Source organism: Rhodococcus sp. HM1 (assembly GCF_023218075.1).
Classification (GTDB): Bacteria; Actinomycetota; Actinomycetes; order Mycobacteriales; family Mycobacteriaceae; genus Rhodococcus.
Map to the genome: position 1 here is coordinate 29,713 of NZ_JALPTB010000002.1, position 26,565 is coordinate 56,277.

A 26,565-nucleotide genomic window follows, 5' to 3' on the forward strand; every position below is an offset into this window, starting at 1 on the left:
GACCAGAGCGTTGTCGCTGCGGCCCACGCAACCGTGATGCGGAACGATCGGCTCGAGGAAGTCGTCGTCGCTCAGAAGATCGACGAGCACATCGAGTTCGATCATTGCGTTGTATTCCATGTGTGTCCTCCCGTGTCGAACACCCGAGCGGCCTCGCGCCGCGCGGGTTGAATTCGATCGGGAACACGCACGGCGACATCATGCCCGAGTCCCGGAGAGTCCGCACGGGGGAGCGGGCGGCGTGTCACACAGCCCCTTGTCTCACACAGCGGCCCCGAACACCGCTCGTTCGCGGCGACGCTGCTTGCGTGCGAGCACGGAGACCAGCGCGCGCAGGAAGAACGGCAGTTCCTTGCGGGCCCGCTCGGCTTCTTCGGGGGTCATGACCGCGAAGACCCGGGTGAGGTCGAAGTCCATGCGAGCGCCGCGTTGCGCGCCCTTCTCGAAGGTCTGCCATGCCTCGGCGGACACGTAGCCGGTGATCAGCGGAAACACGGTGCGTTCCTCGTCGGCGATGTGTTCGTCGAGCATCGCCCGGAGCCGGCGGACGGTCTGCGCGAATTCGGCGACCGCGGTCTTCTGCGGCAGTGCCCCCGCCGAGCGGACGAGATCGTCGAGGAGCGGGTCGAGCTCGTCGTGATCGTCCGTCAGCTCGGTGAAATCGACGTGCGGGCCCGCCGACTCGGTGATCAGGGGCCACAACGAGAAGTCCTCGACGTTGTGGTGATGGTGGAGACTCGCGGCGAAGAGGGAGACGTAGCCGGAGATCGCGGCGCACCGGGCGTGGTCGAAACGCGACCGGTCGGCGACCATTTCGTCGGCGAGACGGGAGAGCCGGGCGAGGTCGTGGACGATCACGCGGTGCGCGAGACGCATACCGAGCAGTTCTTCATCCGTGGTGAGGCGCGGAGCCTTGGTCAGAGATGTCATGTCGGTAGCGTGCCCGCCGGTGCTTGGCTGCGACTTGGTGATCGCTTGGTCGGGACGATCACCCCCCGGTGCGGGCGCGGAAAGTGGCGACCAAGTGCCGGTATCCACAGTGGGGCAATGACCATCACACCTTCACTTCTCTACCGTCTCAGCGCCGCGGGCGCCATCGCCGCGTTCGCGCTCAACCTGACCGGGGGCCTGCTGCACCCGGTCGTCGACGGCAACGCGCATTCCGCCGAGTCGCTGACGTCGGGGTTCAGCCCGTGGGCGCAGATGCTGTTGCTGTTCGGTACGGTCGTCCAGCTGATCGCCCTGCCGGGTGTCTACGCGTGGTTCTCCGCGAAGGCCGGACTCGCGGGGCTGATCGGCTTCGTCCTGCTCTACGGCTCGTCGATGCTCGTGTCGCTCACGCACCTGACGATCGAGGCATTCGCCTCCTACGAACTCGCGGCGAACCCGGCGACCGCCCACCTCGTCCCCGCGGACGGTTCCCTGTTCCCCTCGACGGCGTTCACCGTGCTGCAGACCGCGAGCGGGCTGACGTTCATGCTCAGCATGGTCGTGTTCGGCGTGTGCCTGCTCCGCACGGGCGCCGTTCCCCGCTGGATCGGCGCGATTATGACCGCCGGCGGTCTGGTTCTGCTCCTGCCGCTGCCCGAGCTGCCCGGCGTGAGCGGACTGGTGATCGAGTTGCCGCGGGGGCTGGCGTTCGCCGCGATCGGGGTTCTCATTCTGCGGGCGAACGGTCGTCCGCCGGTGGAGACGGCGCCGGCGACCTCGCATCGTGCAGGCGCTCCGCTAGCCGTGTGACCAGTTCCGATGCGGCGGCCCGCCATCGGGCCGCCGCATCGCCGTCTCCGACGGCCTCGGCGGTCTCGGCCAGCGCGACGTCGACGGGGCCCGCGTAGAACGAACCGGAGTCGAGGCCGGCGATGCGGCCCGAGAACGGGAGGAGTTGGGCGTGCAGTTCTCGAGCGGTCGCCGCGTCGGCGAGACGAGCGGCCACCCGGGCACGGAACGTGGTCATCGCCAGCCAGTAGTAGTCGCGCGGATACGGCCGGCTTCCCTCCCACAGCTGCCGGGCGCGGTCGGTGTCGCCCCGGTCCAGAAGCGCCAGGATCAGTGGGAACCGGACCGAGTGGGGACGCACCCCCTCGATCAGCTCGAGCTCTTCGACCAGTGGCGACAGGTCGCCGCGTGCCACGGCGACACCGATACGGCCGATGGTGCCGATCCACTGCGCGACAACCATGCCCTGGGCGTGCATCGTCGCCGAGATCTCGTCGTATCGGCGCAGTCCGGACTCGACGCGACCGGCCATCAACTCCACCATCGCATCGAACACGGCGAGCACCCCGAGCATCTGTACCAGCTGATGGCCGGCCGCGTATGTGGTTGCGACGGAAGCGCTCTCGTATGCCTGATCGAAGTCGGTGACGGCCGTGGCGGCGAGGAACCGCTGGAAGTGGGCGACCGAGACGAACCCCTCGTCGCCCACCTTCTGCGCGACGTCGAGCAGTTGCCGGGAGTTCCCGAGCCGCTCGTCGACCAGATCGGGACCGAACGCGACGTAACCGACGGCGTTGAGCGCCCGCATCATCGTCGTCGGGTCGCCGGATTCCTGGGCCAGGGTGCGGGCCTCCACGGCCGCCGCGAGGCTCCCTGCGTCGTCCAGGCCTTCGAGTTCGAACACCTTCGCTACCAGCAGCAGGGCGCGGGTCGCGGTCGGGAGTGCAGGATCGGCGAGAGCGGTGTCGATCTCGTCGAGAATCTCGGTGTCCGGCTCGGGGTCGACCCGGATCGTCCAGACCACCGGCGCAGTCCACGACACGAGCGCGCGCACGAGAGAATCGCGGTCGCCGAGGGCGCGGGCCGCCCGCACCGCGCGGACCCGGGTGTCGCGTGCCCCGCCGATGTCGCCCGTGCGGGCCTGCGATCCCACCTGGCCGATCAGGATCTCCAGCAGGAGACGGCTGTTCGGTTCGCTCGCGGTCTCCGACAACGACCGGGCCGCGGCCCACAATGCGAACGCGTCCTTGAACGAGGACTGCCGCTCGGCGGCCCGGGCACCCGCAACCACGTACTCCGCGCACCGCTCCGCGGTGGCGGGCGTCGCCGCGGCGATCGCGTGGTGTGCGAGGACCGTCGGGTCGGAGTGATCTCGCCGCGCGAGCATGTCGAGTGCTGCGGCGTGAATCCGCCTGCGCCGCATGGCGGGCAGGGCGTCGTAGAGGGCTTCGCGCACGAGATCGTGGCTGAACCGCAGACGATCGGGCGCGGGTTCGACGAGAATTCCGGTGACCACCGCCGGTTCGAGTGCGTCGATCACGCTCTCGTCGTCCATGTCGCTGACGGCGCCGAGGACGGACAGGTCGAAGTCGCGACCGAGCACGGCACCGCGTCGCAGCGCGACGACCGTCCGCTCGGGGAGGCGTGAGATGCGGCGCGCGAGGACGTTTCGCACCCCGTCGGGAACCGTGGCACGCACAGCACCGACGCCAGGCGGTGTCCCGAGTGTGCCGACGCCTTCCGAGGCGATCAGGCGGCAGTACTCCTCGAGGAAGAGCGGGTTGCCGCCCGTGCGGTCGACGAGCTCGATCAGCACGTCCTCGTCGAGGTCGGCCGACCCCGCCCGGCGAGCGATCGTGCGGGCCTCCTCCCGGCCCACTCCGTGCAGTGTGATCCGGGCTCCCGGAATCCCGGCGGTCGCAGCCCATGTCGCGCGCAGATCGTCGGTGACCTCGCTGGGACGGAACGTGGCCACGACGAGGGTCGCCGAGTCCCGGGCCGAGGCGGCGACGTGCCGAAGCACCTGCAGGGTCGGTTCGTCGGCCCGGTGGACGTCGTCGAGGACGAGGACGGTCGTCTGCTCGGGCCGGGACAGCAGGTGCTCAAGCGCGCGGCTCAGCTCGAACGGTGATGCGGGCGGCTCCTGTCCGCCGAGTCCGCGCAGGATCTCGGTCCACGGCCAGGCGGGCGGTGCACCGTCCACCTCGGGGCATCCACCCCACGCACCGAGCCGGCCCTCGGCCGTGGTCCGGTGCAGGAACGCGCGGGCGAGCGCGCTCTTTCCCTCGCCCGCGTCGCCCGCGATCCACACCAGGTGCAGCCCGTTCGTCTCCGATCGGTGCGCCGCGTCGTACAGTTGGGCGAGTTCGCCGTCCCTGCCGACGATGTCGCCGGAATCCGGGTGTTGCTGGGGGACAGACGATTCGACGCGCAGCGGGATGTCCGCCCGTTCGGGTGACAACGACGGCCGCTGCTGCAGGATGTCGCGTTCGAGTTGCTGCAGTTCGGGGGAGGGGTCGACTCCCAGCTCGTCGAGCAGGTATTCGCGGGTGCGGCGCAGCGTGGCCAGTGCGTCGGCTTGGCGACCGCAGCGATACTGCGCCGACGCCAGTAGCCGGACCGCGAATTCGCGCTCCGGATGCTCGGCGACGTGAGGGTCGAGCTGATCGGCCGCGAGTTCGACACGGCCCTCGTCGAGATAGGCGTGGGCGCGCGCTTCGAGCGCCGTGGCGTACACCTGCATCAGACGTGCGCTCTCGACCCGAGCCCAGTCCGCGTCGAGGTGTTCGTGGTAGGGGATGCCCTTCCACCGGTCCAGCGCCTGCGACAGGATCTCGATCCGCGACGCGCGGTCGGCGGCGGTGAGCCCCTCGGTGACGAGCCGGTCGAAATGCCACGCGTCGACCGCTTCGGTGGGCAACCGCAGCGCGTAGCCGGGTGGGGCGCTCACAATGACGGTCGCCGGTGTTCTCGGTGCGCGGGCGGGTTCGAGCAGGCGCCGCAGGTTCGAGACGTGCACCTGGAGCGCGGCCAGTGCCTTCGGTGGCGGCCCGCCGGACCACAGGTCCTCGATCAGAAGATCGGTCGAGACGACCTGACCAGAGGCGACGAGGAGCCGACCGAGAACCGCACGGGCCCCCGGACCGCCGAGGGACACCATGCGGTCGCAGACCGTGACCTCGGTCGAGCCCAGCACGCTGATGCGAACGGGCCCGGCCGACGGTGTCTTCGCTGTCATGATCGGCCCAGATTAACGGCGGTGCAGGCCGATCGCGAGTCTCGTCGGCCGCGTACCGCTGTGGTCGGCCCGACCGCCGCTCGGCGAACCTATGTCGACTGATCGGCGGCGAGTGCGTCGGAGGAACGGCGCAGGAGTTCGACCGCCTCCGCGCGCTCGGATTCGGACCAGGCGGTCATGGCGATCGTTGCCGCCGACGTGGCTCTGACCGATGAAGATCTGGCCGCGATCGACCGCATCGCTCCCGAGGGTGGGATCGGCGGCCGCATGTAGCCCTCCGTGTCCCATGTAGCCCGCCGCGTCTGTAGCCCGCCGCGTCCAAGCCCCCGACCGCAACGGCGCGTCGTCGCACCGCGCCGGCAGGATCGGTCACCGGCTCGGTGAGGCACCGCATTCAGTCCAGGATGTCGCGGACCTTCGTGCTCTCACGACCGAACAGGACCAATTCCCGCGCGACGGTCATGTGCTTCTGCCAGTGGGTGAACGCTCCGGCGCCGTCTCGGGTCCGGAGCAACTTGATGAGCTTGCGCTGGGAGCGGACGAACAGCTTGTAGTTCGCCTCGTACCTCTCGGTGTCGGTCTCCAAGCGTTCGCGTGTCACGTTCATGGTGTGTCGCTCGTAGATCTCGTGCAGCATTCCCGCGATCAATGCAAGTGTCGCGTTCCCGGCCTTCTGAACCATGAGGAGATGGAACTCGGCTGCAGCCTGTCCGAACGAGTTGGACGCGAAAGACGACGGGATCGCTTCGTCGACGAAGCGTTCGAGTTCGTCGAAATCCTCGTCGGTGCCGACCTCGGCGAGAAGGCGCGCCGCGAACGGCTCGATCGCCTCGCGGGCAACATACACATCCGCGACGGTGGCACCCGTCAACTCGAGCAGAAGCGAGGCAGGGCGGGCGACGACCTCCGGTCCGGGCACGCACACCCGCGCGCCCGAGCGGGAGCCACGGCGGACCTCGACGAGCCGCTCGGCCTCGAGAACGCGGACCGCTTCGCGGAGCGTCGGACGGCTCACGGAGAAATGCTCCATGAGTTCGGCCTCGTGGGGCAGGTGATCGCCGTCCTTGAGCTCGCCGTCGACGATCATGCGGCGCAGTTTCCGTGCGACGAGTTCGGCAGTCTTGGGGGTGCGGATCGCTCGTCCGGTCGCAGCGCGTGCGTCGAAAACCGGAGCCAACGCTTCGTCGGTCACGAGTTGACACCTTCCTGCATCTCAAGGGCACATAGCCCACCTAGTAAACGTACAGGCAAGCGTACGCTCCGTATCGTCGGCCGCCGCAATCCAAGTGCGAGGCGCATGACCCGCGTCACCGCAAACGAGATTCTCACGGGATGCTGCCGCGATAGCGGGCGGTCGCGTACGGAGCCGGCCAGCGCAACTCCGAGCGCAATTCCACAGCAGCACGATAAGGCCAATGCGGTTCGCGAAGCAGTTGTCGGCCCACCATCACGACATCCGCTCCGCCGTCCACCAGAATTTGCTCGGCCTGCACCGCTTCGGTTATCAGTCCGACCGCGGCGACCGGGATTGAACCGGCGGAGCGCACCGCTCGGGCGAATGGGACCTGATACCCCGGGCCGACGGTGATCTTCTGGTGGGCGACCATCCCACCGCTCGAGATGTCCATGAGATCCACCCCGGTGCCGTCGAGAAGGCGGCACAGTTCCATGGAATCGTGGACGGTCCAGCCGTCTTCGGCCCAGTCGGTTGCCGAGATGCGAACGAACAACGGAACGTCCTCGGGAATCGCCGCGCGGACGGCGGCGACGATCTCGACCAGGAAACGGCACCGGTTCTCGAACGATCCGCCGTATTCGTCGGTGCGGTCGTTGCCGAGGGGGGAGAGGAACTCGTTGATCAGGTAGCCGTGGGCCGCATGGATCTCGACAACTTCGAAACCCGCGTCGATCGACCGCCTCGCGGCCGCGGCAAACGTGTCGACTAGCGCCGCGATCTCCGTGCGAGTGAGTGCGTGCGGTTCGGGCAGTCCCTCGTATGCGAGAGCCGAGGGCGCGATTGTCTGCCACCCACCGTTTTCGGGAGGGAGGGGAACGCCGCGCCGGCTCACGCAGCCCTTCCTGCCCGAATGGGCGAGCTGGATTGCGGGTACCGCCCCCATGTCGGAGATGAAGCGGGTGATCCGCTTCCAGGCGGAGGCCTGCTCGGCGTTCCAGATTCCGGTATCGGCGGGACCGAGCCGTCCGGCGGGTTCGACTGCACATGCCTCGGTCATCACGAGGCCGGCGCCCCCGCGCGCCATTCCGCCGAGGTGTGCGAGATGCCAATCCGTCGGAACGCCGTCCGTCCCCGCGGCATACTGCGCCATCGGTGCTACCCACAATCGATTTCGGAACGTCTTGCTGCGCAGCGTATACGGCGAGAACAACAGGCTTTCGGTCATTGTTTCTCCGAGTCGGTCGTGGAGCTTGTTCCCGAGGATGCCGAGACCTGCGTCGGCGGCACCCAGGATTGCTTGCACCGGTAAACATAGTGAACTATGTTATCTAAGTAAAGGTGGGATTGGGCCCAGAGACGATGCGCCGGGCGACCGGCGGACTCCACAAGGAGCGGCAATGTTGAAAACGCGGTTCACCGAGGAATTCGGTATCGAGCACCCGATTGTCCAGGGCGGAATGATGTGGGTCGGCCGCGCCGAACTCGCGGCGGCGGTGTCCAACGGCGGCGGGCTCGGCATCATCACGGCCCTCACTCAACCGACTCCGGAGGCGCTGGTCGAGGAGATCGAGCGGTGCCGGACACTGACCGACAAGCCGTTCGGTGTCAACCTCACCTTGACACTGTCGATCAATCCGCCGCCCTATGCGGAGTACCGGCAGGCGATCATCGATTCCGGTGTCACGATCGTCGAGACCGCCGGTTCCGATCCGACCGTGCACGTCGAGCATTTCAAGCAGCACGACATCAAGGTCATCCACAAGTGCACGAGCGTCCGGCACGCCCTCAAGGCGCAGCGAATCGGCGTCGATGCGGTGAGCATCGACGGATTCGAGGCCGCAGGTCACCCCGGTGAGGACGACGTCCCCGGCCTGGTCTTGATCCCCGCGTCCGCCGACGCCCTCGAAATTCCCTTCATCGCGTCCGGCGGTTTCGCCGACGGCCGCGGGCTCGCGGCGGCTCTCACGCTCGGCGCCGACGGCATCAACATGGGCACCCGGTTCATGTGCACCGAGGAGAGTCCGATCCACGAGAACATCAAGCAGCAGATCGTCGGAGCGAGCGAACTCGACACCCAGCTGATCTTCCGTCAGCTGCGCAACACGATGCGCGCGGCGAAGAACTCGGTCAGTGAGGAGGTCGTTGACATCCTGAACAAGGGCGGGCGTTTCAAGGACGTCAAGGATCTCGTCGCGGGAACCCGCGGACGGAAGGTCTACGAGAACGGTGATCCTGAGGCCGGGATCTGGACCGTCGGTCTCGCACAGGGGCTGATTCGCGACGTTCCGCCCGCAGGGGAACTGGTGCAGCGCATTGCGGCGGACGCCGAGCAGATTCTGCGTGGTGTCGCCGGTCGAATTGTCGACCCGGCCCCGGTCGCCTGAGGATCACGATGGCCCACGACATCAACTCGGCAGATCGGCCGTCCGACGAAGAAGCCCCGCTGCTGGTCACCAAGGACGGCGCGGTCGTCGTCCTGACCCTCAACCGGCCGGATCGGCGCAATGCCCTCAACCGTGCGATGCGCAAAGCCCTCAAGAAGGAACTGTGGCGCGCCGACGGCGACGACGACGTGCGCGTCGTGGTCATCACGGGCGCGGGCACCTCGTTCTCGTCCGGTGTGGACCTTCCCGAAGCGCTGTCGGGACCGCCGCCGCGCACCGAAGGAGTGACCCCGACGCAGGTGATCCGGGGTACCTCCAAACCTGTGATCGCAGCGGTCAACGGTCCGTGTTACACCGGAGGCTACGAACTGGCGGTGAACTGCTCCTTCATCATTGCCTCGGAGAGAGCCGAATTCGCGGACACCCACGCCCAGATCGGGTTGCTCAACGGCTGGGGTGGCAGCGCGATGCTGCCGCGCATGATCGGCCTGCCCGCTGCGATCCAGTTCATTCTCAGCGGTGAGCCGATCGACGGCGCGACCGCCGCGCGCATCGGTTTGGCCAACGAGGTTGTGCCGCACGAGGATCTGATGACGCGCACGCTCGACATCGCCGGCCGGATCGCGGCCGGACACCCCGGGGCCGTGCAGCGCATGCTGCGACTTCTCAAGGAAGGCGCCGGTACCTCGCTGTCGCACGCACTCGGTCTCGAAGCCGAGGCCTCCGTGACCTATCGCTCGGACGGTGCCGACGTGGGTGCGCGCTTCAGCAAGCGACGCGCCGAAAAGAACTGACCCACAAGCTACAAGACGATCATCAGGAGGGGTGGCGTAGTGGAAGAGAATGCCACGGCGATACTCGAAGCGTCGACAGGAGACTGGCGCAGCAGACTGGCTGCCCTCCTCGACGACTATCGGAAGCGCCCGCGACCGGCGACATCCCGCGAGCGCTTCGGTGCAGCCATCGCATGGCAGTCCGAACTCGTCGATGCAGGACTGGCCGCTCCCGGTTGGCCGAGCTCCGTCGGTGGCATGGCGCTGTCGCTCGAGGATCAGCTCGACTACTACCGGATGACGACCGAGGCCGGCGCACCCAAGCATCCGTGCGGGCTGTCGTTCATCGTCGCGCCGACGATCATCGTGCACGGAACGCAGGAGCAGAAGGACAGGTTCCTCGAGCCGCTGTTGCGCGCCGACGAGTTCTGGTGCCAGGGCTTCTCGGAGCCGGGCGCGGGCAGTGACCTCGCCTCGTTGTCGACGCGTGCGGTGCGCGACGGTGACAACTACCGGGTCACCGGCCAGAAGATCTGGACGACGATGGCCGACAAGGCCGACTGGATCTTCACCCTGGTCCGGACCGGCCCGCCAGGCCGTGGCACCTCGGGAATCACGTATCTCCTGATTCCCATGAACTCGCCCGGCATCGAGGTGCGCCCGTTGCGCGACGCCGCAGGTGGCTACCACTTCGCCGAGGTCTTCTTCGACGATGTCGTCGTTCCGGTCGCCAACCGGGTCGGGGAGGAGGGCGGCGGCTGGTCGATCATGCGCACCTCGCTCGGCCACGAGCGTGCCACGGCCTTCCTGGCCGACGAGTTCCGCTACCGATCCACGGTCGACAAGGTCTTCCGGCTCGCGGCCGAGCAGGGTTACGCCGCAGATCCGCTGGTGCGGCAGGAGCTCGCGAAGGTCGAAACGTCGGTCCGTGAGATCGCCGCGAACAGTGCCCGCGCCCTCGATGCGGTTCTGCGCAACGAGGATCCGGGTGGCGTCGCATCGGTGAACCGGCTCGTGAAGTCCGAGTTCGAACAGCACATGCACCGGCTCGCTCTGCGCCTCACGGGGTCCGCGGCCGTGCTGAACACGCGTTCCGAGGGCGTCGTCGAGAACGGGCGCTGGTCGTACGGGTACCTGATGGCGCGCGCTGCGACGATCGGCGCCGGTACGGCGGAGATCCAGCGCAACACCATCGCCGAGAACGTGCTGGGCCTGCCGTCGCATCGTGGTGAGGGACGCCGTGACCCGGTCGTCGCGCCGGGACGTCCGCTCACCGCTCCGGACGAGGACGAGGCGGCGCTGCGCGAGGTGCTCGGTGACCTGGTCTCCTCGTATGTGGACACCGAGAAACTGCTCGCCCGCGAGTCCACACCCGGCGACTACGACATCGGACTCTGGGACGAACTCGTGAAGTTCGGACTGCCGGGTCTGTCCGCGCCGGATTCGCTCGGCGGCGGAGGCCAGCCGCTCCGACTGCTGTGTGCTGCAGTCGAGACAGTCGCTTACCACCTCGGCCCGGTTCCGCTGGTGCCCACCGCGATCACCCTCGAGGTTCTCGTCGCGGCCGGCGCCGAGGGCGTGGCGCGAGCCATAATCAACGGTGCCACAGCAACATTCGTCGTTCCTGTCGACGACAAGGGTTGGGTGACCGATTCGGGACTGCCCGTCCTCGACGGTGGTCGGCTGACCGGCCGGGTCGAACGTGTCGCGGGCGGCCCGGTCGCCGACGTGCTCGTGGTGCTCGCCACCGACGCGGCCACCGGGGACCGCGTACTCGTTTCGGTGCAACCCACGGATGTCACGGTCACCGTGCAGAACTCGGTGGATCTGACCGCGACCGTGGCAATCGTCACCGCCAACGGTGCGCCGGCCACGGTGCTCGCCGAAGGGGAATCCGTCGACAACGCACTCACCCGCGCGCGTCGCGTCGCGCAGTTGCTCGTTGCGGCGGACTCGGTGGGTGTCGCCAACCGAGCGCTCGCGATGGCCGTGGACTGGGCGGGTCAGCGCGAACAGTTCGGCCAGCCGATCGGTTCCTACCAGGCGATCTCGCACCGCTGTGCCTACATGCTTGTCGGTGCGGAAGGTGCTCGCGGGCAGGTGCTTTCGGCTGCGGATCGAACGGCCGACGATCCCGATCGGTCGACGGCGTCGAATCTGGCCACCGCCGCTGCGCTCGACGCCGCGCTCGATGCGGCCGAGGGTTGCATTCAGATCCACGGTGGCATCGGATTCACGTGGGAGCATCCGGCGCATCTGCTGCTGCGCCGCGCGACGGCCAACCAGGCCTGGATCGGCCGCCCGCACGTACTGCGCGACCGCGCGGTCGGTGAGGTGTTCGAGCGCCTGCACTGACCGCACGCATCCTGCGGCCGATCCGGCGCGGCAGAGACGAACCCCCACCTCGACTCCTCGAGGTGGGGGTTCGTCGTCGCTGGGGAGGGATGTCAAGGCGGGACCGAGATCACGGCGGGGACCGAGGACCGATGAGGTCGGTGGCTGCGAGAGCGGCAACGGAGAAGGGCCGGCACCCTGTCGGATACCGGCCCTCGTCGCCGTCGACGCTCGGGTCAGGCGACGATGTTCTTGTCCCGCAGTTCGGCGATCCGCTCGGGGGTGAAGCCGAGTTCGCCGAGAACGGCGTCGGTGTGCTCACCGATCGTGCAACCGGCGTCGGCCTTGACCCCCGACCGCGAGAACGTGGTCAGGGGGGCGAGGCGGCGATGCTCGTCGAAAATGGGGCTCTCGGCGAGGACGGTGTACCCGGCATCGAAGTACACGTCTTCGTGCAGCTCGCGCTCGGCGGTCTGCTCGGCGACTGCGACGCATCCGACGTCCATCGCGGTCAGGGTCTTCTCCCACTCCGACTTCGATCGGGTACGGAACAGTGCGGCGAGCGTCTCGCCGAGGCTCTCGTCGGCGGCCTTGCGGGCGGCGGCGGTAGCGAATGTCTCCTGGGTGAGCTCGGCGGGGGAACCCAGAGCCTCGACCAGCGGCGCCCACTCGGATTCCTGCGGGGCGGCGAGGAAGATCCAGCCGTCCGAGGTCTCGTAGAGGCGGTACAGAGCGCTGAGGCCGAGCAGTTCCGGGTCCGACACCGGCGGCTCGGGACGCTGCGCGTAGTCGACGTTGCGATCCATCAGCGCATAGGTGGCAGAGGACAGCATCGTCGTGGTCAGCTCGCCCAGTGCACGGCCGCGACGTCGGGCGAGGATGCCGAGCAGCAGCACCGTGCCCACGGCGAGCGCCGCGACACCGTCGGCCTGGACCGACGGGTTCGCGCCTGCGGTGTGGCGACGGATCGAGGCGCGCTTGATTCCCTCGAGGTCGGTGCCGTGAAGGTTCAGGCCGCCCAGATCGCTCATGCTCAGACCGGACGCAGCGCCGACGGACGGCGCGTAGGCCGGACGGCCCCCGTACGGCCCGCCCGTGCCGTATCCGGGTGCGTTGAGATAGATCAGATCGGGGTTGAGCTCCTGGAGGGTCGCGGCGTCGACACCGATGCGTTTCGCGGCGCCCGCCCGGTAGCTCTGGAGCACGATGTCCACGTTCTTCGCGATCTCGTGCACGATCGCGAGTCCCTCGGGGGTGTTGATGTCGAGAGCGATGGATTCCTTGCCCTGCAACACTTTCGCTCCGCCCGCTTCGGGAAAGGCGACGAGTCCGCGGATCGAGTCTCCGGTCAGGGGCTCGACCTTGATGACGCGGGCACCGAGATCGGTCAGGAGGGTCGCGCCGTATGGCGCGGCGAACATCGAGCCGAGTTCGAGGACCGTCACTCCGGTGAGGGGAAGTTCGCCGGCCGGTGCCGCCATCGGCTCGGCGGTTGGGTTCCCGTTCGCGAGTGTGGCGACGATGTCGTCGGTGTCCGCACCCAGACGAGGTGCGGGCCGGAGCTCACTCAGCGGCGCACCGTCGACGTGGACGAGCGTCGACGGCTGCCGGACCGGGCCGAACTCCGGATCGTCGATCGTGACCACCCGTCCGTCGTGCTGAAGCTGAGGATGATCGAGTGCTGCGACCGGATCGTTGAAGATCTCGGCACTGACATCGGGGTTGGTGTCGAAGACGTGCTGCCATTCGGCGAGAGTGCGCTCACGCACCTTCGACAGCATCAACTCCCACAGCTCGACTCGCCGTTCGACGTCCTCGAACAGGGGTACTCCCTGCCAGTAGGGGTCCGTGAAGACGTGCGCGAGACCGAATTCGGTCATCATCGCGAAGAAGAGCCGGGGCTCGGTCTGGGCGAACTGGAGCCAGTGCCCGTCCTTCGTCTGTGCGACGAGCAGCGGGTAGATCAGGGGCGCTGCGGGGCGGTCCTGATCGTCGAAGGCGGACATCGGCTGGAATGCGTCGGGCCAGCGCTTGCACACGAGTTCGAAGAACCAGTTGTAGGTGTCCATCGAGGCGGCCCCGCGCAGCAGATCGGCTTCGACATGCTGTCCGGCACCGCTGGATTCGCGCTCGTAGAGCGCCGCGAGGATGCCCTGCAGTGCCGTCTGGGCCGCACCCCAGGAAGCCCACGGGGTCGGGGTGAAGGACGGCCCGGGCCGCTCCGACATCTTGGCCTTGCCGTGGAAGATACCCATCCGGGCGAGAACCAGCGCTTCGTACCCCTTGTCGTTCGACCACGGACCGCGAGTGCCCCAACCGGTGATCGAGGCGCTGACGAGACGGGAATTGAGCGCGTTCAGCTGCTCCGGGGTCAGTCCCAGGCGTCCGAGTGCGGAGGGCCGGGAGGTCGTGATCAGAACGTCCGCGGTCCGGACGAGGGAGTGCAGTGTGGCGAGGTCCCGCTCGTCGTGGAGGTCGAGCGTGATGCTCCTTTTTCCGCGGGCGAGCGCCGGCCAGCCGGTCAGGGTGCGGAGCGGGCTGCCGGACGGTGGTTCGACCATCACGACGTCCGCTCCGGCGTCGGCGAGGAAGACGCTCGCGTACGCGCCGGGCGTCGTAGTCGAGAGATCCAGGACTGTCAGACCTGCAAGGGGTGCGGTGGACGAGGAAGATACGGCGTTCACTTCAGACCTTTCGAAGGGGTACGCGAACGTGCGATGTGACATTTATAACTAACTAAGTGCACTACGTCTACAAGTTCATGAAAGTGCATCACTCAAGCCTTCTTGTGTCACTCCGGTCGCAGCGCAGCGCAGCGACTGGAAGGGGCACGCCGGCCGCGCCGACGTGCCCCTTCGTCCTGTGCCGGATCAGTCCCGAAACCGGAGCAGGCCCTCCTGTGTCGTGCTGGCGATGAGGGTGCCCCGTCGATCGAACAGGTGTCCGTGGGCCAGGCCGCGTCCGCCGCCCATCCAGGTGCCGCGCTGCTCGTACAGGTGCCAGTCGTCGGCGCGGAACGGCGCGTGGAACCAGACCGTGTGGTCGAGGCTTGCGAGTTGGAGTCCGGGCGTCTCGATGTGCCGAGCATGCGGAGGCAGGGTGGAGGAGATCAGGAACAGGTCCGAGCAGTATGCGAAACCTGCTGCTTGCGTGAGGGGTTCGGCTTCGAGCGGTTCGACGGTCCGGATCCACGCGCGCTGCCGGGGTGGGCGGGCTTCACCGCGGCGGTTCGCCAGCCGTGGGTATTCCTCGGGGAATCGGAAATCGACGCCGATATTCGAGAGGAGGGGGACCAGCCACCCGGCTTCGCTCAGTTCCGCAGCGCTCAGACTGTCCTCGATGGGTGGAAGCAGTTCCGGGGCGACGGCTGCCGTGCTCGCCGGCTCCTGGTGCTCGAGGCCGGTCTCGGCGCGCTGGAACGAGACGGTCGCGGAGAAGATCGTCCGGCCGTCCTGCAGGCCGCGCACATGCCTGGTCGTGAAGCTTCCGCCGTCGCGGAGCCGTTCGACCCGGTAGGTCACGGGTATATCGGTACGGCCGGGCTGGAGGAAATGTCCGTGGAGGGAGTGGACCGGCCTGTCGGGGGCGACGGTGGATCCCGCTGCGACCAGGGCCTGGCCGAGGGCCTGGCCTCCGTACATGCGCGGAGATCCGGTGTGGGCACTGCCCTCGAACGTGTCCTCGTCGACGCGAACCAGATCCAGGATGCGGGCAACGGGCGGCCGGCGGATGGCTCTCAGCTGCTCCAGGGATATTGCAGTCGTCATAGTTAACGAATATAACGAGGTTTAATAAATCGAGTCGAGATGTCGGATGGAGCAATCATGGAGTATCGCTATCTGGGGCGAACCGGAGTGCAGGTGTCGGCCCTGTGCCTGGGCGCGATGTCCCTGGGCCCGATGGGCAACGACGATGTGCAGGAGTGCACGTCGATCGTGCACCGCGCACTCGACGCCGGTGTGAACATGATCGACACCGCCGACGTCTACTCCGGCGGGAGGTCGGAGGAAATCGTCGGTGCGGCCATCGCCGGGCGGAGGGACGACGTCGTTCTCGCCACCAAGTTCTTCAATCCCATGGGCCGCGAGCGAAATCGGCGAGGTGCATCCCGCCGGTGGATCGTGCAGGCGTGCGAGGACAGCCTGCGCCGACTGAACGTCGACCACATCGACCTCTATCAGGTGCATCGGCACGACGAGGATACCGACCTGGACGAAACTCTGTCGGCGCTGTCGGACCTGGTGCGGTCCGGCAAGGTTCGGATGATCGGTTCGTCGACGTTCTCGGCGGAGACGATCGTCGAGGCGCAGTGGGCCGCCGATCGTCGCGGACATGTCCCGTTCCGTACCGAACAGCCGCCCTATTCGATTTTCGTCCGCGGCGCCGAGCGTGACGTCTTCCCTACCTGTCAGCGATACGGGATGGGGACCCTGGTCTGGAGTCCTCTCAACGGCGGATGGCTCACCGGCAAGTACCGGGACGGCGAAGAGCCTGCCGCCGATTCTCGATTCGCGCGTGTGCCGCGGGGCGCGTGGCGCACGGACTCTCCCGGTGCCCGTCGGAAGCTCGATGCGGTTGCCGAACTCGAGGTGATCGCGCGGGATGCCGGCACCGATCTCATCGGGCTGTCCCTCGCGTTCGCGATGCGGCACCCGGCCGTGACATCGGTGATCCTCGGGCCCCGCACGATGGGACAGCTCGAAAGTCAGTTTCCTGCAAGCGAAGTCGTCCTGTCGGACGAAACGCTCGATCGGATCGACAAGGTGGTGGCGCCCGGTACGACCATTTCGCGCGGCGACCTTGCCTTCGAGCCTCGCGCCGTTCGTGACGCGCGGTTGCGCCGCCGTTGACGAACCGTTGACAGTCGGAGGTTGATCAGAATACTGTTCTCAGAATTGCAATCTGAGAACAGTATTCCTGGTTTTCCGGGATGCCTCATGAAAGGCGATCCATATGACGTCGCTCGACGACAAGCACCTGCTCGCCGACCTGGCGCTGCGCGCCACCCGTGCGGGGCGGGAATGGCGAGACGGCCTCACGGTCTCCGGCGTCCGTCCCCTGACCGGCGGCTCGTCGAGCCTGACGTTCATCGCGGACGCCTCGTCGTCCGAGGGGGTCGAGCAGGTTGTCCTCAAGGTCGCGCCTCCCGGACTCGAACCCGTCCGCAATCGCGACGTCGTCCGGCAGGGGCGGTTGATGAACGCACTGCACGGGGTCCCGGGCGTGAAGGTGCCGGCGGTGTACTTCTCTGCGGACGGCGAGTCCCTCGAGGTGCCTCCGTTCGTCGCGATGGAATTCGTGACGGGGGAGTGTGTCGAGCCTCTTCTCGAGGACGCGCGATCGGATGAACTCCGCGCACAGACGCATGCGCGATTCCTCGACGCCGCCCGGATGCTCGGCAACCTGCATCGCGTGTCGCACGAGGACGTGGGGCTGGGATGCGAACCCGTCGTCACCCTGGAGTCTGAAATCGACCGTTGGACAAAGGCGTTCACCGCGGTCCCCGAGGACCTACAGGGGGACTACCGGGTCTGTGAGAAGGCGTTGCGCGCCACGATTCCGGCCCCGATGGCGCCTGTCGTCAACCACGGCGACTTCCGACTCGGCAACACCCTGTGTGACGGCGACCGGGTCACGTCCATCATCGACTGGGAGATCTGGTCGGTCGGCGATCCCCGGATCGATCTGACCTGGCTGACCTACTTCACCGACGAGGCCCGTCATCCCGCCCGCCCGCACGACGAACCGTGCGGAGCCCCGAGTATCGAGGCCGTCGTCCGGGAGTACGAGCGGTCGTTCGGCGGGACCGTTCCGGACCTGGCGTGGTTCGACGCCCTCACGCGGTACAAGGAGGCAGCCGCCACGGCACTGCTGATCAAGCGGGCCCGCAAGCACAACACGATGAACCCGTCGTTCGCGCGGATGGAACCGGCGCTGCCGGATCTCCTGCGCGAGGCGCTCACCCTCGTCGGCGCCTGAGCCGAGCGCAGCCCGTAGACCACGAACCACACGCAGGAGGAACCAACCATGTGGGATTTTCAGACGGAACCCGAGTTCCAGGCGAAGCTCGACTGGGTCGAGACCTTCGTCCGCGAGGAGTGCGAGCCGCTCGACCTGCTCTTCCCCCACCTCGGTCAGCCTTACAACACGGAGAACAAGGCCGCCCGTGCGATCCTGAAGCCTCTCCAGGACCGGGTGAAGGAGCAGGGCCTGTGGGCCTGCCACCTCGGACCCGAGCTGGGCGGTCAGGGATACGGCCAGCTCAAGCTGGCTCTGCTGAACGAGATCCTCGGCCGCTCCATGTGGGCCCCGACCGTTTTCGGCACCGCAGCGCCCGACACCGGAAACGCCGAGATCCTCGCGATGTTCGGCACCGACGAACAGAAGGCGCGTTACCTGCAGCCGCTGCTGGATGGCGACATCGTCTCGTGCTTCTCGATGACCGAACCCCAGGCGGGCGCCGACCCCAAGGAGTTCGTGTGCTCGGCCCGCAAGGACGGTGACGAATGGGTTATCAGCGGCGAGAAGTGGTTCTCGTCCAACGCGCGCTACGCGTCGTTCTTCATCGTTATGGCGGTGACCGACCCCGAGGCCTCGCCGTACCGGCGGATGTCGATGTTCGTCGTGCCCGCCGAGACGCCGGGAATCGAGATCCTCCGCAACGTCGCCGTGATGGGTGATCGCGAGGAACTCGACGAGGGGACACACGGCTACATCCGATACAACGACGTGCGCGTGCCGGCCGACGCGATCCTCGGGGGCCCGGGACAGGGCTTCGAGGTAGCGCAGGCACGCCTCGGTGGCGGCCGAGTTCACCACGCGATGCGCACCGTCGGCAAATGCCAGCGTGCCTTCGACATGATGGCAGAACGGGCGCTCTCGCGAACCACGCAGGGAGAGACTCTCGCGAAGAAGCAGCTCGTCCAGCAGTTCATAGCGGACTCCGCCATCGAACTCGCACAGTTCAGGTTGCTGGTGCTCAACACAGCCTGGGTCATCGACACCCAGCCGCACGGCGCCGCTCGCACGCAGATCGCGATGTGCAAGGTCGCGATGGCGAAGGTCTATCACGACGTCGTTCACCGGGCGATCCAGGTGCACGGCTCGCTCGGAGTCACCATCGAATTGCCGCTGCACGAGATGTGGGCGAATTCGTTGTCTCTCGGTCTGGCCGACGGACCCACCGAGGTTCACAAGGTCGCGGTTGCCCGCGGGATCTTGAAGGACTACAGCCCGGTCGAGGGTCTGTTTCCGTCCGAGCACATCCCCACCCGACTCGCCGCGGCGAAGGTCAAGCATGCCGACGTTCTCGAGAAGTACGGAATCGCATGAGCGACAGTCTTTTCGATCTCGAGGGAAAGGTCGCGTTGGTCACCGGCGGCAGCCGCGGACTCGGGCGCCAGATGGTGCTCGCCTTCGCGAAGGCCGGCGCCGACGTGGTGATCACCAGCCGCAAGATCGACGCGTGCGCCGCACTCGCCGCGGAGGTGGAGGCACTCGGACGCAAGGCGCTTCCGGTCGCGTGCCACGTCGGGAAGTGGGAAGAGATCGACGCACTGGTCGAGGCGGCCTACGAGACGTTCGGCAAGGTCGACGTACTCGTCAACAATGCGGGGATGTCGCCGGTCGCGCCGTCCTCGGCGGAGACGAGCGAAGAACTCTTCGACAAGGTCGTCGGAGTGAACTTCAAGGGCCCGTTCCGGCTCACCTCGCTGGTCGGAGAGCGTATGGCCGCGGGAGGTGGCGGATCGATCATCAACGTGTCCTCGTCCGGCGCGATCTTCCCCGCCCCGAAGTTCGGGCCCTATGCGGGTGCGAAGGCCGCTCTGAATGCTCTCACCGGGGTGTTCGCGCGCGAGTTCGGTCCGACGGTCCGGGTCAACACCATCTCGGCGGGGCCGTTCCTCACTGACATCGCCGACGCGTGGCCCGAGGAGTCGCGTCGCTCGACCCGCAGCGCCATCGGTCGCCCAGGGCAGCCGGAGGAGATCGTCACCACGGCGCTGTACCTCGCGAGCCCGGCGTCGAGCTACACGACGGGGTCGTTCGTCCGTGTCGACGGGGGTCTGTACTGATGCGGCACTGCACACCCGGCCGGGCGGGGTGGTAGACGATGCGTGCCGCCCGGTGTGACAGCTACGGTCCGCCCGACGTGGTGACGGTCCGCGATGTCCCGGACCCGACCCCCGGTCCCGGTGAGGTCGTCGTGGAGGTCCGGGCCGCGGCCGTCAACTTTCCCGATGTGCTGATGGTCGCCGACAAGTACCAGGTGTCCCTGCCTACCCCGTTCACGCCCGGTAGTGAGTTCGCCGGTGTCGTGCGGGCAGTGGGCGAGGGGGTCCGGTCGGTCGAAGCCGGCGATGCGGTCATGGGTTCGGCGATGAGCGGCGCCTTCGCGGAACTGATCTGCGTTCCCGCGGAGGGGCTCACCCCGGTGCCCGAAGGACTGGACTGGCCTTCCGCGGCCGCGTTCCGGGTCACGTACACCACCGCCTACCACGCCCTGGTCACCGCCGCAGGTGTGCGTCCGGGCGAGTGGGTTGTCGTGCTCGGTGCGGCCGGGGGAGTGGGAACCGCAACCGTCGACATCGCACACCGGCTCGGCGCCCGGGTCGTCGCGTGCGCATCGACTCACGAGCGCCTGTCGGCCGTGGCGGGCGCCGAAGCAGGGATCGCCTACGACTCCGAGGATCTCAAGGCGCGGATCAAGGAGATCACCGGCGGGGGCGCACAGGTCGTGATCGACCCGGTCGGTGGCAGGTACGCGGAGCCGGCGCTGCGGGCGTTGGCCCCCGGGGGCCGGTTCGTCACCGTCGGTTATGCCGCGGGCGAGATCCCGCGCATCCCGCTGAATCTGGTTCTCCTGAAGGATCTGACGGTGCGCGGCGTCGAACTGCGGACCCTTGCCCAGCGCCACCCGGATGCTCCTGCGGGCGCGGCGCGTGCCCTCGCCGATCTCGTCGCAGGGGGGATGCGGCCGCTCGTCTCGCGGGTCTTCGACCTCGACCACGTCACCGATGCGTTGAACAGTCTGAGCGATCGGACCGCGGTCGGGAAGGTCGTCGTCGCGATCGGCGACGGCTGCTAATCTCAGAATCGCATTCTCAAAGTTCTCGGAGGTAGGGAGGTGGCGTCGATCGTGTCCACCATCCACAGTGACGCGCTCGACGCGGACTTCCTGGTGGTCTCCGGGGGACGGCAGTTGCGGCGCGCGGTCCGTCCGGCCCGCCAGGAGGCCTACGACGCCGAGGTACGGACTCTGATCCGGGCTACCTCGGAGGTCATGCTGCGGAAGGGCTGCACCGAGGTTCCCAAGGTCAGCGAGATCGTCCACGAGGCGGGCATCACGAACCAGGCGTTCTATCGGCACTTCCGAAGCCGCGACGACGTCATCGTCGCCACCTACGAGCAGGGGCTGGTCACCGTCTACGCCTACCTTCGCCATCGCGTCGGCAAGGAGTCCTCCTGGCAGGGCAAACTCGACGCGTGGATCGACGGGATACTCGCGCAGATCGAAGACCCGCGCCTGGCCGATCTGAGCACCGTCATCCAATGGAACGTCGCTCAGATCGCAAGGGACAAGACGGAAATCGAGCCGGTGGGGAAGAATCTCATCCGCTCGCTCCTCTCGTCGATCATGGCAGAGGCGGGCGTGGCCGAACCCGATCGGCAGGCGTTGTTCGTCGACACCCTCGTGACCGGTGTCGCGGCCCAGTGCATGAACTCGGGCAGGCAACCGACTCCCGCAGACAGGGATGCGCTCGTCCGCTTCTGCCGGTCCGGGACCTTGGACGCCCTCGACGGTCGATGACCACTCCGCCACGCCCTGTTCGTGCACATCGATCTCGGCGTGAAGCGCGGAACACGGGGGCCGGACACTGTGTCCGGCCCCCGGTATTCCGTAGTCGAGGGCAGTGCCTCAGTTGGCGATCTGCTCGCGGGGCAGACCCAGCAGCCGCTCCGCGATGACGTTGCGGTTGATCTCGGACGTGCCACCGGCAATGGTCATCGCACGCGAGATCAGGTAGTTGTATGCGAGCTGCGGCTCGTCGCCGGCCACCACCGCGGGTCCGGCGATGCGCAGTGCGAGTTCACCGACGTGCTGGGAGTGCTCCGCAGCGAGCATCTTCGTGATGCTGCCTTCCGGGCCGGGATCGCTTCCTGTCACCGCACGCACGACGTGCCGGACGTTGAGCACGCCCATCGCCTGTTCGCGGGCAGCGAGTCCGGCGATCGCGCGAGTAACCGTCACGTCCCCGGGGGCGTACTTCGACGCCACCGGGAGCAACGAGTACGCCGATCGCTCGTCGCCACCGGTGCTTCCGCCGCCGATGGAGACACGCTCGTTGCCGAGCGTTGCCCGTGCCACGGTCCAGCCGTTGTCGACGGCGCCCACGACGTCGGCATCCGGGACGAACACATCGTCGAAGAAGACCTCGTTGAAGACCGCGTCGCCGGTGATCTCGCGCAGCGGCCGCACCGTCACCCCGGGCGCCGTCAGATCGACGACGACCGCGGTGATGCCCTTGTGCTTCGGCACGTCGCGGTTGGTGCGGATTGTTGCCAGACCGCGGTTGCAGTTCTGCGCGTTGGACGTCCATACTTTCTGGCCCGTGATGCGCCAGCCGCCCTCGACCTTCACTCCGCGCGTGGCGACGGCGGCGGCGTCGGAACCGGCGCCGGGCTCGGAGAAGAGCTGGCACCAGACCAGATCCCCCATGAGGCCCGGCCGGATCCACCGCTCGATCTGCTCGGGGGTGCCGTGCTGGGTGAGGGTGAGGAGGATCCAGGCACCGATCCCGAGGTTCGGCAGCTCTACGCCGGAGAACTCCTCATCGATCACGAGCTGTTCGACCGGGGACGCGGCGCGCCCGAACGGCTCCGACCAGTGCGGCATGAGGTAACCGGAATCGACGAGAAGCGCCCGCCGCTCGGCCTCCGCCGCCGCGTTGTACTTCTGCACGAATTCGCGGGCCTGAGTGCGGTAGATCTCTGCCTCCGCGGGCAGATCGACCGCGTAGTGCCGCCGGACCCCGGAGGTACCCGATTCGACGATCGAGTCAAGTGCACCGTCGACATCGCCGAACAGCGACCGCAGGGCGTGGGCGCGACGCAGGAACAGGTGGCAGTCGTGTTCCCATGTGAAACCGACGCCACCGTGGATCTGAATGCTCTTCTCCGCGTTGGTGACGTACGAGTCGAAGGCGATCACACGCGCGGCGTCGAGCGCGAGCTTTGCCTGGTCGCCGTCGGTTCCGGCACGCGCCGCATCCCACGCCACCGCGATCGCGAGTTCGCTCGTCGCCAGCATGTTCGCGAGGTGGTGCTTGATCGCCTGGAACGAGCCGATGGCCCGGCCGAACTGCTCGCGGACCTTCGCGTACGCGAGTGCCGTCTCGAGAGTCGCCTGGGTACCACCTGCGGCCTCGGCGGCCGCGATCACGCGCGCGGTATGCCGGGCGATCCGTGCTCCCCCCGCGACGACTGCCCGAACGCTCGCGTTCTCGAGCACGACTCGGGCGAGGCGCAGGCCCGGGTCGAAGTCGGGTGCAGGGACGAGGGTGACGGCCTGATCGTCGGGTGAGACGAGAACGAGGTCGTCCCCGGTGACCAGGGCGAGCACGGTCGCACCGAGGGCGCCCACAACGAGGCCCGCGTCACCGGAAACGGTGGTGCCGGACAGGGTCGCGGTGCCGGCGACTCCTAGGCCCGCGATCGTGCTGCCGTCGGCGAATCCGGGGAGCCAATCCGTCTGCTGCTGCTCGTCGCCGGCGGCAACAAGTGCCGCCGACGTGGCGACCGACGCGAGAAACGGTACCGGGACGAGTTGCCGGCCGAGTTCCTCGGCGACGATCGCGACTTCGGGGAGGGCGACATCTGCGCCGCCGAATCGTGTCGGCAGGTGCAACCCGAGCCAGCCGAGGTCGGCAAACTGCTTCCAGAGAGTCGAGGTATCGGTGTTCGGGTCGTCGACCACCCGCCGCGCGAGGGCGGCGGCGTCGTGGCCCGAGAGGAATGATCGGACGGCGTCCGCGATGTCGCGGTGGTCGTCGGTGATCGCGAGTGGCATGAGCGTTCTTCCTTGTGAGTTGTCGAGTGGTTCTCGATCAGCGCGGAGCGAACCGCTGGCCGGCATCCAGACGCAGGCACTGGCCGTTGAGCATGGCGTTGTCGACGATTGCGAGGGCGAGTTTGGCATATTCCTCGGGCCGGCCCATCCGCTTCGGGAAAGCGGCGTCCTCGACCAGGGGAGCGACGCGGTCGTCCGGGATTCCGGCGGTCGCGCCGGTGGCGAACAGACTCGGTGCGATCGCGAGGACACGGATGCCGTTCGGACCGAGGTCGCGTGCCATCGTCAGGGCCATTCCGGCGATGCCGGCCTTGGCGGCCGTGTAGGCGACCTGACCGATCTGACCCTCGAAGGCGGCGATCGACGAGGTGTTGATGATGACGCCGCGCTCCTCGTCCTCGGGCTCGTTGAGGGCCATATGCGCAGCGGCGAGGCGGTTGAGGTTGAATGTCGCGATCAGGTTCAGATCGACGATGGCGCGGAAGGTTTCGAGGTCGTGGGGACCGCTGCGGCCGAGGGTCTTCTTCGCAGATCCTCCACCGGCAGTGGTGACGATGATGTGCAGGCCACCGAGGTCGGTGACGGCCTTGTTCAAGGTCTCCTCGACGCCGGTGAAGTCGGTGATGTCGGCCGGATGGAAGACCGCACCGATCTCGGCCGCGACCTCTGCGCCGCTACTGCTCTCGCGATCGAGAATCGCGACCTGAGCCCCCTGCGCGACGAGCGCCTGTGCGGTTGCCTTTCCCATGCCGGAGGCACCCCCGACCACGATGGCCTTCTTGCCGCTGATGTTCATCTCTGCTCCTGATGCTGGGTGGACGGGTCGCTCGAGGGCCACAGCGTTCCTGGGTTCCCCGTCGTCGACCGCTTGTTCTTAGATCACTTATAGTACTATCTTAACTATGTGATGCGCGCTACTGTGGTGACGCGGAGTCGTCCGGGATCAGGACTCGGAGTCCGGGTCGTCGGAGTGGCCCCGTGGAACTTGCTCGAAGTGGAGGAATCGTGATTCTCAAGGTCGGTCAGTCGTTGGCCAGCTCTGTCGACAGCACCACCGTGATGGTGGTCCGGGCGCCCCGGGCAGACGTGTCGCTGACGTGCGGCGGTGTGGAAATGGTGGTCGGGAAGAAGGGCGAGGGCGACGGTTCCGCCATCGATCCCGCCTTCGTCGGCGGCGCACAACTCGGCAAGCGCTACGCGGACGACGAGGTGGGGCTCGAAATTCTGTGCACGAAGCCCGGTACAGGCCGACTGGACCTGGACGGACGCGCATTGCCGCTGAAGGCCGCCAAGCCGTTGCCGTCCTCGGACTGACGCGCGTTCGCCGACCCGATTCCTCGACTGGAGTAATTGATGAATCTGACGATGTTGCTGGACATGGCCGTCGACGGCTTCGGAGACCGAATCGTGATCGGGACTCGTGATGCCGGGATCTCTGCGTCGCGGCTGCAGGAGCTCTCGATCGCGGGGGCTGCCGCGATCGAGGATGCCGGTGCCGACGCCGTCGTATACCTCGCGGTCAACGGCCCCGCGTTTCCCGTGGCCATGTTCTCGGCAGCACGCGCGGGCGTGCCGCTCGTGCCGGTGAACTACCGGCTCGGCCGCGAGCAACTCGATGCGTTGCTCGCCAATCATCCGAGGGCGCTCGGCATCGCCGACCCGGGCCAGACCGAAGCTCTCGAGCGGGCGGGCCTGCCGGTCCGGACGCCCCGGCAGTGGCTGCAGGAACTCGCGACGTCACCGGTCACGGACGCGGAGGACAATGTGGTCGACGTCGACATCCCGGCTGTCGTCATCTACACCTCCGGTACCACGTCCGCCCCCAAGGGGGTCTTGCTCCGCCACGAGAACCTCACGTCGTATGTGCTGGGCTCTGTCGAATTCGCTTCTGCAGAGGAGGCCGATGCCGCGTTGGTGAGCGTTCCCCCTTATCACATTGCAGCAGTCGCGAACGTCATCACGAACCTGTATGCGGGGCGGCGCACCATGGTGCTCGAGCAGTTCACACCGGAGCAGTGGCTCGACACTGTCCGGCGTGAGGAGATCACGAACGCACTGGTGGTCCCCACCATGCTTGCGCGAATCATCGAATCGGAGGCCGACAAGGACGTTCCGAGCCTGCGCGGACTCGCATACGGTGGCGCGCCGATGCCGGCGCGGGTCCTCGAACGTGCGCTGCGGCTGTGGCCTGACACGGGCTTCGTCAACGCCTACGGGCTCACGGAAACCAGTTCGACCGTCGCTGTCCTCGGTCCCGAGGATCATCGCGCGGCGCTCGCGAGCGACGACGAGAAGGTCCGGGCGCGGCTCGGATCCGTGGGGCGCGTGGTTCCCGGCGTCGATCTCGAGATCCGCGACGTCGACGACACTCCTGTGCCTCCCGGGGTAACCGGACGGATCTGTGTGCGAGGCGAGCAGGTGTCAGCGGAATACGCAGGCATCGGCCGCATGGTCGACGACCGCGGGTTCTTCGATACGCGCGACAAGGGCTACCTCGACGAGGACGGATTCCTCTTCGTGGGCGGGCGTGTCGACGACACGATCATTCGTGGAGCAGAGAACATCGCGCCGGCCGAGATCGAGGATGTCATGCTCAGGCACCCCGCCGTGATGGACGTCGCGGTCGTCGGCATTCCGGACGAGGAGTGGGGCCAGCGGATCGAAGCCGCCGTCGTCCTGGACCCCGGAGCCACCGTCGACGTCGAGGAGCTCCGGAACTTCGTGCGAGAGTCGTTGCGCAGCAGTAAAACTCCCGAGAGGATCGTGTTCTGGGACGAACTTCCCCGAACCGAGACCGGCAAGCTCGTGCGCAGGCACGTGGTTGCACGTCTCGAGAACTCGGAGGACGCTGCAAGCGTCTGAGAACGAAA

General features: G+C 67.4%; 20 protein-coding genes. 12 read left to right on the plus strand and 8 right to left on the minus strand.

What is annotated here, in order from left to right; all coding sequences use genetic code 11:
- Positions 1-261: 261 nt before the first annotated feature.
- On the minus strand, positions 262-930 hold the full coding sequence (locus M1M07_RS01255; RefSeq protein ID WP_248673042.1) for a hemerythrin domain-containing protein: 669 nt from the start codon (positions 928-930) through the stop codon (positions 262-264).
- Between the two features lie 117 nt (positions 931-1,047).
- On the opposite strand from M1M07_RS01255, the gene M1M07_RS01260 reads away from it, so the two are divergent.
- On the plus strand, positions 1,048-1,740 hold the full coding sequence (locus tag M1M07_RS01260) for a hypothetical protein (RefSeq protein WP_248673043.1): 693 nt from the start codon (positions 1,048-1,050) through the stop codon (positions 1,738-1,740).
- Here the strand turns inward: M1M07_RS01260 and M1M07_RS01265 are convergent.
- The 3 genes from M1M07_RS01265 to M1M07_RS01275 form a co-directional block, all read right to left on the minus strand.
- On the minus strand, positions 1,658-4,957 hold the full coding sequence (locus M1M07_RS01265) for a BTAD domain-containing putative transcriptional regulator (RefSeq protein ID WP_248673044.1): 3,300 nt from the start codon (positions 4,955-4,957) through the stop codon (positions 1,658-1,660). The two genes, M1M07_RS01260 and M1M07_RS01265, sit on opposite strands and share 83 nt — an antisense overlap.
- 394 nt (positions 4,958-5,351) lie before the next feature.
- Positions 5,352-6,149, minus strand: a complete 798-nt coding sequence (locus M1M07_RS01270; RefSeq protein WP_248673045.1) for a FadR/GntR family transcriptional regulator — start codon at positions 6,147-6,149, stop codon at positions 5,352-5,354.
- A gap of 133 nt (positions 6,150-6,282) precedes the next feature.
- A complete protein-coding gene (locus M1M07_RS01275; RefSeq protein ID WP_248673046.1) occupies positions 6,283-7,359 on the minus strand; it encodes an NADH:flavin oxidoreductase/NADH oxidase in 1,077 nt (358 codons plus the stop codon).
- A gap of 172 nt (positions 7,360-7,531) precedes the next feature.
- Here M1M07_RS01275 and M1M07_RS01280 point away from each other — a divergent pair, with 172 nt between their 5' ends.
- Genes M1M07_RS01280 through M1M07_RS01290 form a run of 3 tightly spaced genes read left to right on the plus strand, consistent with a single transcriptional unit; the run spans position 7,532 to position 11,646 of the window.
- On the plus strand, positions 7,532-8,518 hold the full coding sequence (locus M1M07_RS01280; protein ID WP_248673047.1) for a nitronate monooxygenase family protein: 987 nt from the start codon (positions 7,532-7,534) through the stop codon (positions 8,516-8,518).
- Between the two features lie 8 nt (positions 8,519-8,526).
- Complete coding sequence (locus tag M1M07_RS01285; RefSeq protein WP_248673048.1) at positions 8,527-9,312, plus strand: enoyl-CoA hydratase-related protein; 786 nt, start codon at positions 8,527-8,529, stop codon at positions 9,310-9,312.
- Positions 9,313-9,351: 39 nt separating this feature from the next.
- Positions 9,352-11,646, plus strand: coding sequence for an acyl-CoA dehydrogenase family protein (locus M1M07_RS01290; RefSeq protein WP_248673049.1), 2,295 nt, complete (start codon positions 9,352-9,354; stop codon positions 11,644-11,646).
- 215 nt (positions 11,647-11,861) lie between these two features.
- Here M1M07_RS01290 and M1M07_RS01295 read toward each other — a convergent pair whose 3' ends face one another.
- Complete coding sequence (locus M1M07_RS01295) at positions 11,862-14,309, minus strand: CoA transferase (protein WP_248673050.1); 2,448 nt, start codon at positions 14,307-14,309, stop codon at positions 11,862-11,864.
- A 186-nt stretch (positions 14,310-14,495) separates the two neighbouring features.
- Entirely contained in the window at positions 14,496-15,392 is an 897-nt protein-coding gene (locus tag M1M07_RS01300; protein ID WP_248673051.1) for an acyl-CoA thioesterase II, read from the minus strand.
- Positions 15,393-15,449: 57 nt separating this feature from the next.
- On the opposite strand from M1M07_RS01300, the gene M1M07_RS01305 reads away from it, so the two are divergent.
- From M1M07_RS01305 to M1M07_RS01330, 6 genes are all read left to right on the plus strand, one after another.
- Complete coding sequence (locus M1M07_RS01305; RefSeq protein ID WP_248673052.1) at positions 15,450-16,475, plus strand: aldo/keto reductase; 1,026 nt, start codon at positions 15,450-15,452, stop codon at positions 16,473-16,475.
- A gap of 103 nt (positions 16,476-16,578) precedes the next feature.
- On the plus strand, positions 16,579-17,604 hold the full coding sequence (locus M1M07_RS01310) for a phosphotransferase family protein (protein WP_248673053.1): 1,026 nt from the start codon (positions 16,579-16,581) through the stop codon (positions 17,602-17,604).
- Between the two features lie 48 nt (positions 17,605-17,652).
- Positions 17,653-18,957: an acyl-CoA dehydrogenase family protein gene (locus M1M07_RS01315; protein WP_248673054.1), complete on the plus strand. Its 1,305-nt coding sequence runs from the start codon at positions 17,653-17,655 to the stop codon at positions 18,955-18,957.
- The gene (locus tag M1M07_RS01320; protein ID WP_248673055.1) at positions 18,954-19,700 is read left to right on the plus strand and encodes an SDR family NAD(P)-dependent oxidoreductase; all 747 of its coding nucleotides are present in this window, start codon (positions 18,954-18,956) and stop codon (positions 19,698-19,700) included. The genes M1M07_RS01315 and M1M07_RS01320 overlap by 4 nt, the downstream gene beginning before the upstream one ends.
- Positions 19,701-19,738: 38 nt before the next feature.
- A complete protein-coding gene (locus M1M07_RS01325; protein WP_248673056.1) occupies positions 19,739-20,713 on the plus strand; it encodes an NADPH:quinone oxidoreductase family protein in 975 nt (324 codons plus the stop codon).
- 39 nt (positions 20,714-20,752) lie between these two features.
- Positions 20,753-21,436: a TetR/AcrR family transcriptional regulator gene (locus tag M1M07_RS01330; RefSeq protein WP_248673057.1), complete on the plus strand. Its 684-nt coding sequence runs from the start codon at positions 20,753-20,755 to the stop codon at positions 21,434-21,436.
- Positions 21,437-21,544: 108 nt separating this feature from the next.
- Here M1M07_RS01330 and M1M07_RS01335 read toward each other — a convergent pair whose 3' ends face one another.
- Positions 21,545-23,695 carry an acyl-CoA dehydrogenase gene (locus tag M1M07_RS01335; protein WP_248673058.1) on the minus strand — a complete coding sequence of 717 codons (2,151 nt, stop codon included), beginning with the start codon at positions 23,693-23,695 and terminating at the stop codon, positions 21,545-21,547.
- 37 nt (positions 23,696-23,732) lie between these two features.
- Positions 23,733-24,491 carry an SDR family NAD(P)-dependent oxidoreductase gene (locus M1M07_RS01340; protein WP_248673059.1) on the minus strand — a complete coding sequence of 253 codons (759 nt, stop codon included), beginning with the start codon at positions 24,489-24,491 and terminating at the stop codon, positions 23,733-23,735.
- A gap of 209 nt (positions 24,492-24,700) precedes the next feature.
- Between M1M07_RS01340 and M1M07_RS01345 the strand changes: the two genes are divergently transcribed.
- Both M1M07_RS01345 and M1M07_RS01350 read left to right on the plus strand, forming a co-directional pair.
- Positions 24,701-25,009, plus strand: coding sequence for a hypothetical protein (locus tag M1M07_RS01345; RefSeq protein WP_248673060.1), 309 nt, complete (start codon positions 24,701-24,703; stop codon positions 25,007-25,009).
- A 39-nt stretch (positions 25,010-25,048) separates the two neighbouring features.
- The gene (locus M1M07_RS01350; protein WP_248673061.1) at positions 25,049-26,557 is read left to right on the plus strand and encodes a class I adenylate-forming enzyme family protein; all 1,509 of its coding nucleotides are present in this window, start codon (positions 25,049-25,051) and stop codon (positions 26,555-26,557) included.
- Positions 26,558-26,565 lie beyond the last annotated feature (8 nt).